Below are 13,342 nucleotides of genomic sequence, written 5' to 3'. Positions count from 1 at the left end.
ACGACCCGCTCCCGCCCCGGGCGGGCCTGGCCGTGACCCGCGCGTACGCCGCCCTCACCCTCTTCCCCGGCGCGGCGATGGCCGCGCGCCGCACGAGGGCGCCCCCACCTGGCCGAGCCCCTGCGCGAGGGACGCCAATGGCTGCACGACCGCTTGGACGGGCCGGCCCGTCCGCGGATGTGATCTATGGCACTTCATAATATGAAACATTGCAGAATATGAAAGTTCCTCCATACTGTTGGCACCGTGACCACCGCAGAGAGCGCCTACGAACTCGGCCGTAGGGACCGGAAGAAGCTCGAGACCCGCGCGGCCCTGGAGCACGCCGCCCTGACGCTGGTGGCCGAGCGCGGTCTGGCGGGTGTCACGGTGGAGGACATCGCCGAGGCGGTGGACCTCTCCTCCCGGACGTTCTTCAACTACTTCCCGTCCAAGGAGGACGCGCTCGTCGGCGCGGGCCCGGCGTCCGCCGACGAGCTGCGCGAGAAGCTGGACGCCGTGCCCGCGGACGTGCCCGTCCTGGAGGCGCTGCGCCTGATGTCGCGGGCCGAGGCCGAGCGCGTCCAGGAAGAGCGCGAGCGGTGGCTGCTGCGGCTGAAGGTGTTCGAGCAGAACCCGTCGCTCCTGCCCCGGCTGGTCGCGGGCGGCACCGAGACCGAGCGCGTCGTCTCGGCCGCCGTCGCGCGCCGGACGGGGGTGGAGGCCGGTACGAGCGGCTACCCCGAGCTGGTCACCGCGGTGACCATGGCGGCCTTCCGGGTGGCGATGATGCGCTGGAGCGCCGCCGACGGCCGCCCGGCCCTGGCCGACCTGGTCGACGACGCCTTCGCCCGGCTCGCCGCCGGCCTGCCCGATCCGTGACCGTCCCGGTGACCGCCCCGGTCACCGTCCCCCTCCGACCGTCCCGCCCCTACCGTCCCGCTCCGGCCGTCCCGTTCCGGCCGTCCCCGTGAACGTCTTCGTCCGGCCGGTGTCCGCGGCCGTCCCGCGGACGCCGGTGATCACCTGAGAAAATCGAGGAAAGATGACATCCACCAGCGCGCAGCCCGAGTCCGTGGCCGCGGCGCCCGCCTCCAGGAGAAAGGTCCTGCAGGCCCTGTCGGGGCTGATGGTGGGCATGTTCGTGTCCATCCTGGCCTCGACCGTCGTGGCCAACGCCCTGCCCCGCATCATCACCGACCTGCGGGGCTCGCAGACCGTCTACACCTGGATCGTCACCTCGGAGCTGCTGGCCATGACGGCCACGGTGCCGCTCTGGGGCAAGATGGCCGACCTCTACAGCAAGAAGCTGCTGATCCAGCTCTCGCTGGGACTGTTCGTGGTGGGCTCGCTGATCGCGGGCCTCACGCCGAACGTGGAGGTCCTCATCGTCAGCCGCGTCGTGCAGGGCATCGGCGCCGGAGGCATGACCGCGCTCGCGATGATCGTGATGGCGGCCCTGATCCCGCCGCGTGAGCTCGGCCGCTACGCCGGCATCTTCGGCGCGGTGTTCGGTGTCGGCACCGTGGCGGGCCCGCTCATCGGCGGCGTGCTCGTGGACACCTCCTGGCTCGGCTGGCGCTGGTGCTTCCTCATCGGCGTGCCGTTCACGATCCTGGCCATCGTCCTGCTGCAGCGCACGCTCGATCTGCCGGTGGTCCGCAGGGACGTCAAGGTCGACTACCTGGGCGCCCTGCTGATCACGGTGGGCGTGTCCACGCTGCTGATCTGGTCGTCGCTGGCGGGCAACCAGTTCGAGTGGGGCTCCTGGTGGACCGTCGCCCTGGTGGGCGCCGCCGTGGTCGTCCTCGCGCTGGCCGTGTGGGTGGAGTCGCGCGCCGCCGAGCCGATCATCCCCCTGTACATCCTCAGGAACCGCACCGTCGCCCTGGCCACCGTGGCCAGCGTCCTGGTCGGCGTGGCCATGTTCGGCGGCACGGTCTTCCTGTCGCAGTACTTCCAGGTGGCGCTCGGCAAGTCCCCGACGATCGCCGGCCTGATGAGCCTGCCGATGGTGTTCGGCCTGCTGGTCTCCTCCACCGTGGCCGGCCAGCTCATCACCAAGTGGGGCCGCTGGAAGGGCTTCCTGGTGGCCGGCGGCGTCGTCATGCTCGCCGGGATGGGCCTGCTCAGCACCATCGACGGCCAGACCGGCACGCTGCTGCTCGGGGTCTACATGGCGGTGCTCGGCGTCGGCGTCGGCATGCTCATGCAGAACCTGGTCCTCGCCGCCCAGAACGACGTGCCCGCCCATGACCTGGGGGTCACCACCTCGGTGCTGACCTTCTTCCGCAGCATGGGCGGCGCCGTCGGCGTCAGCGCCCTGGGGGCGGTGCTGGCCGCGCGGATCACCACGCTCATGACGGAGAAGCTCGGCCCGATAGCCGCCGGTGGCGCGGGCGGCGACAGCGACGCCGTACCCGACATCTCCGCACTGCCCGCTCCCGTCGTCCGCGTCGTCCAGGACGTGTACGCGACGGCCACCGCCGAACTGTTCCTCATCGGCGTGCCGCTCACCGCGCTCGCGCTGCTGGCGGTCCTGTTCATCAAGGAGAAGCCGCTCAACACACTGTCGGGCGAGGAGAGGCTGGCCCGGGAGCAGGCCGCGGCCGCCGGTCACTGAGCGGGAGGGCGTCCCTCACCCCTCCGCGGCCCTGGCGACCGCGGAGGCGTGCTCGTCGGCGGTCATGCCGCGGTCCGGGAAGTGCCGGTTGAGGTCGTACTGGTCGTCGGCCCACCGCCGGTAGTCCCGCCGGACGGTCGCCTCGTCGGAGTCGGTGACGCGGGCGATGTCGGCCCAGGTCACCCCGGCCAGCAGCGCGTGGTGGACGTTGGAGGGGTGGCGCACGGTGCGCGCGATGCTCTCCGCCAGCGCCAGCAGCTCGATGTGCTCGGCCACGATGAGCGCGGGCCGGTCGTCGGCCCCGTGCCGGGCGGGATCGTAGATCCCCCGGGCCACCAGCTCGATCCGGGCGCGGGACGAGGCGTCCCTGGCGGCCAGCTCGTCGTAGCGCTCCAGCTGCCGGCCGACGGGCATGTCGTAGCGGGCGTCGCGCCAGGTCGTGCCGTGCTCGGGCGTGGTCATGACGGTCTCTCCGGGGGGCGGGGGCGGGCGCCGGGACCTCCCGTGCCCCGGCGACGGCCGGGCCGGGCGCGTCGCCGGACCTCCAGTCGGGCCGGCAGGGCGAGGATATCCCGGCGTCTCCCCGTACGCGTACCGACGACGCCGGGCCGCGCCGCCGGCGTGTCAACCCCGACGTTCGCTTGGTCCCGGATCCGACGTCCGGCAGAGGCGCGGGGGTGTGGTCCGCTCCTACGGTCCTGACCCATGACGACCGATCTGTGGAACGACGTCCGTACGAGGATGCTGTGGCCGGCCGCCCTGCTGGCCGCGGGAGCGGCCGCGGTGGGCCTGCTGTCCCCCGGCGGGCTGGGCACGCCCGAGCCGGTACGGGTCACCGCCGGCGCCTCCGCCGAGGCGTACCGGTGGGTTCACGAGGCGATGGGCGGCGTGCCCGCGTGGCTGGAGGTCGCCTCCGGCGGCCCCCTGGTGCTGCTCGGGCTGGTCCTCGCCCTGACGTGCTGGAGCGCGCTGCGGCGGCGGGAGGCGTACGGCGTCGCGGGAACGATCGTGACCGGCGCCGGCACCGTGGCCGCGTACGCGCTCAGCGAGGCCCTGAAGCTCGCCGTGGACGAGGAGCGGCCGTGCCGGGCGGTGACGGCGATCGCGGGCTGCCCCCCGCCGGGAGACTGGTCGTTCCCCAGCAACCACGCCACCCTGGCCGCCGGGATCGCGGCCGGGCTGGGCGTGCTGCGGCCGAGGCTGGCCGTCCTGACCGTGCCGGTGGCCGTGGCGGCGGGGGCGCTGCGCGTGCTGGCGGGGGCCCACTACCCGCACGACGTGCTGGCGGGGGCCGTCCTCGGCGCCTGCGTCGCGGTGGCGGCGCTCCTGGCGATCACCCCGGCCGTCGCGCGCCCGGTGTCAGCGCTGCTCGGCGACGACGCCCGCCTCGTGCGCCACGACGGCCGCCGCCGCCCGGTTGTCCACGCCCAGCCGGGTCAGGATCGAGCTGACGTGCGCCTTGACGGTGCCCTCGGCGACCCCCAGCCGGCGCGCGATCTGCCCGTTGGACAGGCCGGTCCCCAGGCACCCCAGCACCTCGCGTTCCCTGGCGGTCAGCGTGTCGACCCGGACGCGGGCGGCGCGACGCCGGCCGGCCAGGGCCCCGGCGTCACCGGCGGCGAGGTGCGCGACCACCCGGGCCGCGACCCTCGGTGACAGGTACGCCGCCCCGTCGGCCACCGCCCGGACGCCCGCGATCAGCTCCTCCGGATCACCGGACTTGACCAGGAACCCCGCCGCTCCCCCGCCGAGCGCCTGCAGGATGTAGTCGTCCTCGCCGAACGTGGTCAGGATCACCACACCGGTGGCGGAGACCGTCCTGTGGATCTCGGCCGCCGCCTCTATGCCGTCGCCTCCCGGCATGCGGACGTCGAGCACGGCCACGTCGGGGCGGTGCCGCCGGACCAGGTCCACGGCCTCGCGGCCGCCGGCGGCCTCGGCCACGACGGCGATGCCGGGATCGGTGGCCAGGATCGCCCGTACCCCGGCCCGGATCATGGGCTCGTCGTCGGCGACGAGCACCCGGATCATCTCTCCACCAGGGTGTCGGAGGACACCAGCAGGCCCGCGCGGAAGCACAGGCGGTAGGCGTCCCCGTACCGGTCGTCGAGAAGATCGGCGGTCATCGCGTAATACTCGCACGTCGTACCCTGCCCGGCCGGCTCGGGAACGTCCGGGCGGCGCCCGGCCTGCCGTTCCGGCAGGAGGCGCGCCAGCTCCGAGCGCGGCCGGCCGAGGTGCAGGGCCGCGTGGTCCTGCTGCGGCAGCACCGACCAGCGGGCGGTCCGCGCCTCCCACAGGCGCAGGCCGCCGCCGATCAGCGCGGCCGTCACGAGGGGCAGCAGGAGGGCGAAGGCGACCGTACGGCGCACGTTGCCGCGGGCCCGCCGGTGCTCCCGCGGCACGGCGGCGTCCTCGGGAAGGTCCGCGCGCACGGCCCGGTCGCGCGGGAGCCGGGCCGAGACGGTGAAGCCCCCGCCGGCAGGGCCGTGCGCGAGGATCCCGCCGGCGAGCCGGACGCGTTCGTCCAGGCCGATGAGCCCCCGGCCGCCCGAGGTGACGGCCGGGGCGGGACCGGCCGGGGGCCCGTTCTCCACCTCGACCCGCGTCTCCGCCTCGGTGTGCCGTACCCGCACCGACACCGGCGCGCCGGGCGCGTGCCTGGCGGCGTTGGTCAGCGCCTCCTGCACGACGCGATACGCCGCGCGTCCGGCCACCGGCGGCAGGCCGTCCGCGGCGCCCTCGACGCGCAGGGTGACCGCGAGCCCCGCCGCCGAGGCCCGCTCGACCAGCTCGGTCACGTCCGTGCCCGGGGGCTCGGCCGGCCCGTCCTCCTCCCGCAGCAGGCCGACGACCTCGCCCAGCCGCTCCACGGCCGTCCCCGCCCGCTCCCTGATGTCCTGCGCGCTCGCCCGGTGCTCAGGCGCCAGGCCGGGGGCGAGCTTCAGCGCCCCGGCCGACAGCGCGATCAGGCTGAGCTCGTGGCCCAGGACGTCGTGCATGTCCTGGGCGATCCGGGTCCGCTCGCGCAGCCGCGCCTGCTCGGCGACCAGCCGCTGCTCGCGTTCCAGATGCGCGGCCCGCTCCCAGCCCGCCCGTACGAGCGCGCGGTACTGCCGCCGGAAACGCCCGGCGAACCAGGCCGTCATGGCGGCGGCCACCACCGCCACGAACCCGTCCCCCAGCGCCGTCCACGCCGGGACCGCGCAGATCGCGACCACACCGGCCGACACCACCGCGACCAGCACGAACGCCGCGTTCCTGGCGGGTCCGGGACGCGTCCCGGCCAGGAACGCGGCCGGCACGGCCGGCACCGCCCACCACGGGGTGGCGAGGCTCAGAACGGCGCCTGCCGCGGCCAGCCCGATCGGCCATTCCGCCGAGACCGCAGGCCACCACCCGTCGCCGTCTCCGCTTCCGACCGGCATCACGGACGTTCTCCCCATGCAACCGCACAATAGGAGAAGACCCTCGAACACTCATATCGGACACGTCATCCCCGCACGGACGGACCCGCCGGGTCGCCGTGTCCGGACGGGGGCATGGACCGCCCCCGGCCCGCACCACGACGTCCCCACCGGCAGGCGCCCGGTTCCCCGCGCCCGGCGCGCTCGCCGATGAACCGGGGCGCCCCGAGGCCCGTACCGGCCGTCCGCGGGACACGACCTGCTACTCGGTGATACTGTATAGTGGTACTCGGTGGCACCGGATACCGGGAGAGCGAAGAGGACCCACGATGGACGACCTGACGGAGATGCTGAAGGGCACGCTCGAGGGCTGCGTACTGGAGATCATCGGCAACGAGGAGACCTACGGGTACGCCATCACGCGCCGGCTGAACGAACTCGGCTTCGCCGACGTCGTCGAGGGGACGGTGTACACCATCCTGCTGCGGCTGGAGAGGAACGGGCTCGTCCAGGTGACGAAACGACCGTCCGAGCTGGGCCCGCCGCGCAAGTTCTACGTGCTCAACGACGCGGGACGCGACAAGCTCGCGACGTTCTGGGCGAAATGGGAGTACATCACATCGCGGCTCGAGAAGCTGAGGGAGGGCGGGAGATGAACGTCTGGGAGACCATCACGGGCGGCGATCTCACCAGGGAGTGGAGGGCGTTCGAGGCCCGGGCCCAGGCGTTGCCGGCCGGCCACCGGGCGGCGTGGGAGGAGATCAAGGGTCATCTCTCTCCCTACGCGGACTTCACCGGCCGGAACCTGACGCCGATCCTCGACAACGCCCTGGGGCTGCTCGAGGAGACCGCGGCCGACGGGCAGAGCGCCCACGAGGTGCTGGGTGACGACATCGAGGGCTTCTGCGCGGCGCTGGCCGGCGAGGAAAGGGGCCGGGGCCATCGCGACCGGTGGCGCGAGCAGCTGAACAGGAACGTGGCGAGGAAACTGGACCGGCTGGGAGGCTGACGTGGGCATCCAGGACATCATCGAGGGCAAGAGACGGTGGCGGGCGCACACGGCGCGGGTCAGGGGGCTCCCGCCGGACTACCGGATCGTCTACACGGAGATCCAGAGGTACCTCTTCAAGGTCGGGCCGGTCGACCTGCCCGACGGGCCCCTGCTGCCGGGGATCGTCGACTTCTTCGAGGAGGGCGTCGCGGCCGGCACGGGGGTCCGGGAACTCCTCGGCGACGACGTCGCCGCCTTCTGCGACGACCTGATCAAGGACTCGCGCACCTACGCGGACGTCTACCAGGAATCCGCCCGCGGCAGACCCGGCACGGCCGGGACGTGACACCCGGGCACCCGCGGGCGAGGCACCGGCGGGCGCCCGGGGTGCCGCGGCCCGATCACGCACGCGGTGTTCATCGGCGCGGCCCGTCGCGACCCGTCACGACCCGTCATGACGCGGCCGGACACGACGCGACCGGTCACGACGCGACCGGTCACGACGCGGCCGGGGGCGCGGCGTTCCCCTTGCGGGGGGCGGCGGAGCGGGGCGGCCGGGCGCGCATGTGGTCGCGTACCCGGGTCATGATGTCGCCGAGGTGGTGCAGGTCGTCGTCGGTCAGGGGGTCGAACAGCAGCCGGCGGGTGACCTGGACGTGGCCGGGCAGGACGCGGTCGACGAGCGCCCGGCCGTCGTCGGTGACGGCGACCACGGTGGCCCGCTCGTCGTCGGGGCTGGGACCGCGGGTGATGAGACCGGCCTTCTCCAGAAGGCCGGCCTGGTAGGTCAGGCCGCTGCGGCTGTAGACGACGCCGTCGGCCAGCTCGGTCATGGTCAGCGGACCCTGGGCGTGGGCGAGGCGGGCCAGCAGCTGGAACTGGACATAGGTGATGCCGCCCTCGGCGCGCAGCTGTTGTTCGACCTGGTACTGGAGCAGGCTGACGGCCTCCATGAGCACGAAGTAGGCACCCAGCTGGGCGGGGTCGAGCGGCTGGGCGCCCTCGGTGTCGGGACGGCTGTCGGTCATGCCCTCACGGTACATGTTGCGAATTCAAAGCGTTGCGACAGCGTCGCCCCCGGCGCGCCCGCGTCGCCCCTCCGGGGCCGCGTCGCCCCTCCGGGGCCGTGTCACCCCAGGCGGGCGACGCGCGCACCCGCGCGGATCGTAGTAGCGTCGGAGCCGGTCCGCCTGAGCGGCGACGTCGTTCCGGTCCTGTTCCATCGTGCGTGAAGTCGGAGGTGATCACGGTGCATCCGGTCTTGTGACAGCCCCAGCCCGGGGCGTCACGGAGCCGAAAGGTGACCGTATGAGCAAGACCGACAAGACCCGGCCCTGGTGGGTGCGGATGGCGGACACACCGATGGTGACCTGCCTGCCCGTTCACGACCACCGGTTCGGGCCCTGCACGCTGCCCGAGGAGATCACCGCCGACAGCGCGTCCCTGAGCCACCGCACGAGCGGATGTCACTGGAGCGCCACCACCTACGCCTACCACCTGTTCGGCTACGGCCACGGGGGCCGGGAGTGGTACCACCTTCGTCGCGAGGAGCGCCGCCGCGACCGTCACCGGGCCCGCCGTGAGCTCCGGGAACTCCGGGAACTCCGCGAGCTGCGCGCCCGCCGGGACCGGGAGTGAGGGAACCGCTCAGCCGCGCAGCAGCACGTTGAGCCGCGCGGCCTGCCGCACGAGGTGGTCGCGTTCGGGGAGGTTGGGCGCCGACCGGGCGGCCTCGGCGTAGAGCCGCGCCGCGGTGACCGGGTCGCCGTCACGCTCGTGCAGGTACGCGGCGACGGCGGCATGGCGGGGCAGGGCCGGGTCGAGCCGCGCCAGCGCGGCCAGGCCGGCCCGCGGGCCGTCCGCCTCGCCGACCGCGACGGCCCGGTTGAGCCGGGCCACCGGGCTGCCGGTGAGGCGCACCAGTTCGTCGTACCACTCGACGATCTGCACCCAGTCGGTCTCCCCGGCCGTCCGGGCGTCGGCGTGGAGCGCGGCGATGGCCGCCTGGGCCTGGAACTCGCCCAGGCGGTCGCGGGCGAGGGCCGCCTGGAGCACGTCGACGCCCTCGGTGATCAGGCGGGTGTCCCACAGGCCGCGGTCCTGCTCGGCGAGCGGCACGAGCCTGCCGTCGGGACCGGTCCGCGCCGGGCGCCGGGCGTGGTGGAGCAGCATGAGCGCGAGCAGGCCCGCGACCTCCTCGTGGTCGATCCCGGCGGCCAGCCGGCGGGTGAGCCGGATCGCCTCACCGGCGAGGTCGACGTCACCGGAGTAGCCCTCGTTGAAGACCAGGTAGAGCACCCGCAGCACGGTGGCGACGTCACCTGGCCGGTCGAACCGGACACCCGAGACGGTCCGCTTGGCCCTGCTGATCCGCTGGGCCATGGTCGTCTCCGGCACGAGGTAGGCCTGCGCGATCTGACGCGTGGTCAGGCCGCCGACCGCGCGCAGCGTGAGCGCGACGGCCGAGGCCGGTGTCAGGGACGGGTGCGCGCACAGGAAGTACAGCCGGAGCGTGTCGTCGGCCGCCTCGCCCGGACCGGGAGCGGGCTCGGCCTCGACGCGCACCTCGCGGTGCCGCCGGGAGGCGTCCGCCCGGACGGCGTCGAGGAACTTGCGCCAGGCCACGGTGACCAGCCAGCCCTTGGGATCCCGCGGCGGGTCGCCCGGCCACACCCGCACGGCCTCGACCAGGGCGTCCTGCACGGCGTCCTCGGCCGACGCGAAGTCGGCCCCGCGACGGACGAGGACGCCGATCACGGTGGGGGTGAGGGCCCGCAGCAACCTCTCGTCCACCGGTCCGTCACTCCGTGATGGTCGGAAGCTCGGTCAGGAACGGGCGTACCTCCAGCCACTCGTGGATCGGCCTCCCGCCCGCCCCGGGAGCCGCGGACAGCTCGGCGGCCAGTTCGAGCGCCCGCCCGTGGCTCTCGACGTCGATCACCATCCAGCCGGCGATCAGGTCCTTGGTCTCCGCGAACGGGCCGTCGGTGACCGGCGGGCGCCCCTCTCCGTCGTAGCGGACGAACGTGCCCTCCGGGGAGAGCGCCTGGCCGTCGACGAACTCACCGGTGCTCTCGAGCCGGGCGGCGAACTCCTGCATGTACCGTACGTGGGCCGAGACCTCCTCCGGCGTCCACCGGTCCATCGGCACGTCGTTGACCGGCGCCGGCGCGCCGCGGTAGTGCTTGAGCAGCAGGTACTTCGCCATCGTGTTCTCCTCGGTGCGGTACGGCTCCATTGTGGCCGTGTCCGCCCCGGGGACGGAGCCGCGGACGGGTTCTCGACATCCCGCCGGGACTTTTTCCGGTGGATCGCGAAGATTCCGCGTCCCGCGAGGGCCACGCACGGTCACGGGAGCCGCTCGGCGTCCGGCCGCGGTCCGACGCCGGCCGGATCCGGCGGAGCACCGGCCCGGACGGGTCAGGGCCGGTCACGGTGAAGGCGGCCGTTCGCCGCCGATGTCGGCCAGGCCGATGTCGCCCTCGGGCAGCGGCCGGACGTCCGGGCGGGCGCGCAGGCCGTCGAGCATGAGCGCCAGGTAGCGGTCCACGCTGCGCTGGGTGAGCTCGGCACGCAGGCCGGGGAGCGGCCGCAGCAGCAGGGCCATCATCAGCGTCAGGTCCCCGGCGTCCACGTCGTGGCGCAGGTCGCCGTCGGTCTGGGCGCGGCGGACGAGCCGGTCGAGGATCTTCAGCAGGGTCCGGCGCAGCCGCTGTTCCTCGGGGTCGGCGCGGATCCGTTCCCAGGTGCCGGCGAACCAGATCGACAGCCAGGTGGCCAGCCGCAGTTCGGTGGAGGCCCGGCGGACGAAGCGCGACAGCGCCCGCCAGGCGTCCGGCTCCTCGTCCTCGGCGTCGCGGGCGATGGCGACCACGCGGTGGAAGCCGTCCAGCGCGACCCCGCGCACCAGCGCCTCGCGGTCGGGAAAGCGGCGGTAGAGGGTGGCGGTCCCGACACCGGCGCGGCGGGCCACCTCCTCCATCGGCACCTCGGGGCCGCGCTCGGCGATGAGCACGCGGGCGGCCTCGATGATCTGCTCGCGGTTGTGCCTGGCGTCGGCCCGGAGTGCGCGGCCGGGGTCCTCGTTCGTCACTCCAGCAGTATACGGATGAAAATTCTCCGCTTACACTGAATAAGTGGTGGATCTTCTTTCACTTAGGAGGCAGAGATGAGCGTAGAGATGACCATCGACCCGATACTCCGCAGGATCGGGTACGGCGGGCCCGTGACCGCCGACCCGGAGACGCTGGTCGCCCTGCACCGCTCCTGGCGGCGGGCCGTGCCGTACGAGAACCTCGACATCCAGCTCGGCAGGCCGATCAGTCTCGAACCGGATGCGCTGTTCGACAAGCTCGTGCGGCGGCGACGCGGCGGCTACTGCTACGAGCAGAACGCCGGCCTGGCCATGCTGCTGCGCCTGGCCGGCTTCCAGGTGACGATGGTGGAGGCCGGCGTCCTGCGCGCGACCCGGGGCGAGGCGATGTGGGGCAACCACAACGCGCTGCTGGTCGACCTCGGTGATCGTCGCTGGCTGGCCGACGCGGGCATCGGGGACGGCTTCGTCGAGCCGCTGCCGTTGCGCGAAGGGCCGCACACCCAGAGCGACCTGACGTACCGGATGGAGCGGCTCGACCCGGACACCTGGCGCTTCCACCACCACCCCGGCGGGACGATCGCCTCCTACGACCTCCGGCTCTCACCGCGCGAGACCACCGACTTCGCCGACCGCTGCCGGGAACTGTCCACCTCCGCCGGGTCGGCGTACGTCACCACGCTCATGGCCGCCCGGCCGGTCGGCGGCCACACGCTGGTCCTGCTGTCGCGCACGCTGCGACGGCTGGGCGCCGGTGACAGGACGTCCCGGACGATCGGGGACGCGGACGACTTCGCCAGAACGCTCTCCACGGACTTCCTCGTCCCGCTCGACGACCTCGGCCCGGACGGCGTCGCCCGGCTCTGGCACAGGACGGGCACCCAGGACGACCTGTGGCGCGCACGCGCCGACGCCCCCTAGCGTGTTCCATGAGCGGGTCGGAGTCATTCGCCGATCGCGGTGATGTCGCAGGTGGCCTGGTGGCGGACGGCCAGGCCGCGGTTTCGTTCGAGTCGGCCGCCTCCGCGTCTCGCTGTCCGTCCATGACCGACGCATGCTGCTGTGGGCCGGCCGGTCGCGGCCGTCGGCCGGCCCACGGCACTCCCGGAGCACGCGTCAGGTGGCATCCCGCCGGTCCAGCCACTTCAGGATCGCCTGGTTTGTTTCTTCCGGCTTTTCCTGCTGGATCCAGTGACCGCAATCCAGGCTGACCACTTCCGCGTGGGGCACGAAATCCGTCAGCGTTTCGGACTTCTGGACCGTGTCCCGGTCGCCATAGATCATGAGCGTGGGCTGCCGGATGATCGGGTTCACGTCCGCCAGCAAGCGCCAGTTGCGGTCGAGGTTCCTGTACCAGTTGACACTGCCCGTGAACCCCGACGATTCGAAGGCGGAGACGAGAACGGCCAGTTCGCCGTCGCTCATCACGGGCTCACCGAGTGGTGTCTCCGCCCTGGCGAGATCGATCAACGCCATACCCGGCCGAGGCTCCGCGGGGGGCTGGTTCTTCCGGTACAGGTTGCGGAGGAACCGGAACGTGTTCTCTTCGAACACGGCGTCCGCGACGCCTGGCCGTCGATTGAAGTGGACGAAGTAGAAGTCGCCGCCGAGCACATCTTCCATGGATTCGATCCAGGGCTTTTCCCCGCGCTCGAGGTAGGGCAGGCTCAGGTTGATCACCTTGTTCACACGGTTCGGATGCAACAGGGTCAGCCCCCAGACGACGGCCGCGCCCCAGTCATGACCGACGAAGGTGGCGTCTTCGTATCCGTAGTGATCGAGAAGCGCGGTGAGATCACCGGACAGGTGCTCGATGTCGTAGTCCGTCACTTCGGTCGGACGCGACGATTTTCCGTAACCCCGCTGGTTCGGGACGATGACGTGGTAGCCCGCTGCGGCAAGGGCGGGCATCTGATGACGCCAGGAAAAGGCGTGCTCCGGCCAGCCGTGACAGAGCACGATGGGTTTTCCCGCGTTCTGCCGTCCGGCTTCGAAGACTTCGAGTTCCACACCGTTGACCGGGACAAGGGTGGGCTCGGGAAAATCGGCTGGATCGAACATTGCATTTCCTCTTCATCTTTTCGGGGTGGTCAGGAGGCGAAGGCGCCCGGGGACGGCGTCGGCGCCCTCGGGGAGACCGAGGGTCGACACGGCCGTGGGTGGCGGGACTCGCCGGTGAGGTCGTGTCGCCATCTTGCCGACCGAAACCGGTCACCTCATGACCGGTTTCATGTGAAAGTGTCGTCGGC

16 protein-coding genes and 1 pseudogene are annotated in these 13,342 nt (G+C 72.7%); 8 read left to right on the top strand and 9 right to left on the bottom strand.

Annotation, left to right across the window (positions count from 1 at the left end; all coding sequences use genetic code 11):
* Window positions 1-246 precede the first annotated feature (246 nt).
* Window positions 247-861, top strand: coding sequence for an acyl-CoA-like ligand-binding transcription factor (locus tag ACZ6RT_RS22935; protein ID WP_470155939.1), 615 nt, complete (start codon window positions 247-249; stop codon window positions 859-861).
* A gap of 163 nt (window positions 862-1,024) precedes the next feature.
* Complete coding sequence (locus ACZ6RT_RS22930) at window positions 1,025-2,602, top strand: MDR family MFS transporter (protein ID WP_399191740.1); 1,578 nt, start codon at window positions 1,025-1,027, stop codon at window positions 2,600-2,602.
* Between the two features lie 15 nt (window positions 2,603-2,617).
* On the opposite strand, the gene ACZ6RT_RS22925 is transcribed toward ACZ6RT_RS22930, so the two are convergent.
* Complete coding sequence (locus ACZ6RT_RS22925) at window positions 2,618-3,064, bottom strand: hypothetical protein (RefSeq protein WP_470155937.1); 447 nt, start codon at window positions 3,062-3,064, stop codon at window positions 2,618-2,620.
* Window positions 3,065-3,471: 407 nt separating this feature from the next.
* Window positions 3,472-3,747 carry a hypothetical protein gene (locus ACZ6RT_RS22920; protein ID WP_470156052.1) on the bottom strand — a complete coding sequence of 92 codons (276 nt, stop codon included), beginning with the start codon at window positions 3,745-3,747 and terminating at the stop codon, window positions 3,472-3,474.
* Here ACZ6RT_RS22920 and ACZ6RT_RS22915 point away from each other — a divergent pair.
* Window positions 3,629-3,874: pseudogene (locus tag ACZ6RT_RS22915) on the top strand (phosphatase PAP2 family protein); the annotation flags it as partial. The gene ACZ6RT_RS22920 and the pseudogene ACZ6RT_RS22915 overlap by 119 nt on opposite strands.
* Window positions 3,875-3,961: 87 nt before the next feature.
* On the opposite strand, the gene ACZ6RT_RS22910 reads toward ACZ6RT_RS22915, so the two are convergent.
* Both ACZ6RT_RS22910 and ACZ6RT_RS22905 read right to left on the bottom strand, forming a co-directional pair.
* Window positions 3,962-4,633: a response regulator transcription factor gene (locus ACZ6RT_RS22910; protein WP_470155935.1), complete on the bottom strand. Its 672-nt coding sequence runs from the start codon at window positions 4,631-4,633 to the stop codon at window positions 3,962-3,964.
* Window positions 4,630-6,048 (bottom strand): sensor histidine kinase, encoded by a 1,419-nt coding sequence (locus ACZ6RT_RS22905; protein WP_470155933.1) that lies wholly within the window; start codon window positions 6,046-6,048, stop codon window positions 4,630-4,632. Before ACZ6RT_RS22905 ends, ACZ6RT_RS22910 begins: the two co-directional genes overlap by 4 nt.
* Window positions 6,049-6,338: 290 nt before the next feature.
* On the opposite strand from ACZ6RT_RS22905, the gene ACZ6RT_RS22900 reads away from it, so the two are divergent.
* From ACZ6RT_RS22900 to ACZ6RT_RS22890, 3 genes are read left to right on the top strand one after another with little or no spacing between them, the layout of a single operon-like run.
* The gene (locus tag ACZ6RT_RS22900; RefSeq protein ID WP_399191748.1) at window positions 6,339-6,665 is read left to right on the top strand and encodes a PadR family transcriptional regulator; all 327 of its coding nucleotides are present in this window, start codon (window positions 6,339-6,341) and stop codon (window positions 6,663-6,665) included.
* A complete protein-coding gene (locus ACZ6RT_RS22895; protein ID WP_399191750.1) occupies window positions 6,662-7,018 on the top strand; it encodes a DUF1048 domain-containing protein in 357 nt (118 codons plus the stop codon). The genes ACZ6RT_RS22900 and ACZ6RT_RS22895 overlap by 4 nt, the downstream gene beginning before the upstream one ends.
* Before the next feature lies 1 nt (window position 7,019).
* On the top strand, window positions 7,020-7,346 hold the full coding sequence (locus tag ACZ6RT_RS22890; RefSeq protein WP_470155930.1) for a DUF1048 domain-containing protein: 327 nt from the start codon (window positions 7,020-7,022) through the stop codon (window positions 7,344-7,346).
* Window positions 7,347-7,497: 151 nt separating this feature from the next.
* Here ACZ6RT_RS22890 and ACZ6RT_RS22885 read toward each other — a convergent pair whose 3' ends face one another.
* A complete protein-coding gene (locus ACZ6RT_RS22885; RefSeq protein ID WP_399191754.1) occupies window positions 7,498-8,028 on the bottom strand; it encodes a MarR family winged helix-turn-helix transcriptional regulator in 531 nt (176 codons plus the stop codon).
* 280 nt (window positions 8,029-8,308) lie between these two features.
* Between ACZ6RT_RS22885 and ACZ6RT_RS22880 the strand changes: the two genes are divergently transcribed.
* A complete protein-coding gene (locus ACZ6RT_RS22880) occupies window positions 8,309-8,638 on the top strand; it encodes a hypothetical protein (RefSeq protein ID WP_470155928.1) in 330 nt (109 codons plus the stop codon).
* 9 nt (window positions 8,639-8,647) lie between these two features.
* Here ACZ6RT_RS22880 and ACZ6RT_RS22875 read toward each other — a convergent pair whose 3' ends face one another.
* The 3 genes from ACZ6RT_RS22875 to ACZ6RT_RS22865 all read right to left on the bottom strand — a co-directional run bounded on the left by ACZ6RT_RS22875 (window position 8,648) and on the right by ACZ6RT_RS22865 (window position 11,093).
* Window positions 8,648-9,793 (bottom strand): RNA polymerase sigma factor, encoded by a 1,146-nt coding sequence (locus tag ACZ6RT_RS22875; RefSeq protein WP_399191758.1) that lies wholly within the window; start codon window positions 9,791-9,793, stop codon window positions 8,648-8,650.
* 7 nt (window positions 9,794-9,800) lie between these two features.
* The gene (locus ACZ6RT_RS22870; RefSeq protein WP_344897820.1) at window positions 9,801-10,208 is read right to left on the bottom strand and encodes a YciI family protein; all 408 of its coding nucleotides are present in this window, start codon (window positions 10,206-10,208) and stop codon (window positions 9,801-9,803) included.
* Window positions 10,209-10,430: 222 nt separating this feature from the next.
* The gene (locus ACZ6RT_RS22865; RefSeq protein ID WP_470155926.1) at window positions 10,431-11,093 is read right to left on the bottom strand and encodes a TetR/AcrR family transcriptional regulator; all 663 of its coding nucleotides are present in this window, start codon (window positions 11,091-11,093) and stop codon (window positions 10,431-10,433) included.
* Window positions 11,094-11,168: 75 nt separating this feature from the next.
* Between ACZ6RT_RS22865 and ACZ6RT_RS22860 the strand changes: the two genes are divergently transcribed.
* On the top strand, window positions 11,169-12,014 hold the full coding sequence (locus ACZ6RT_RS22860) for an arylamine N-acetyltransferase family protein (protein WP_470155924.1): 846 nt from the start codon (window positions 11,169-11,171) through the stop codon (window positions 12,012-12,014).
* Between the two features lie 195 nt (window positions 12,015-12,209).
* Here the strand turns inward: ACZ6RT_RS22860 and ACZ6RT_RS22855 are convergent, their stop codons facing one another.
* Window positions 12,210-13,154, bottom strand: a complete 945-nt coding sequence (locus tag ACZ6RT_RS22855; RefSeq protein ID WP_399191764.1) for an alpha/beta fold hydrolase — start codon at window positions 13,152-13,154, stop codon at window positions 12,210-12,212.
* Between the last annotated feature and the right edge of the window lie 188 nt (window positions 13,155-13,342).

The organism is Streptosporangium sp. NPDC050148 (genome assembly GCF_055586505.1).
This window is presented reverse-complemented; position numbering and strand designations above follow the sequence as displayed.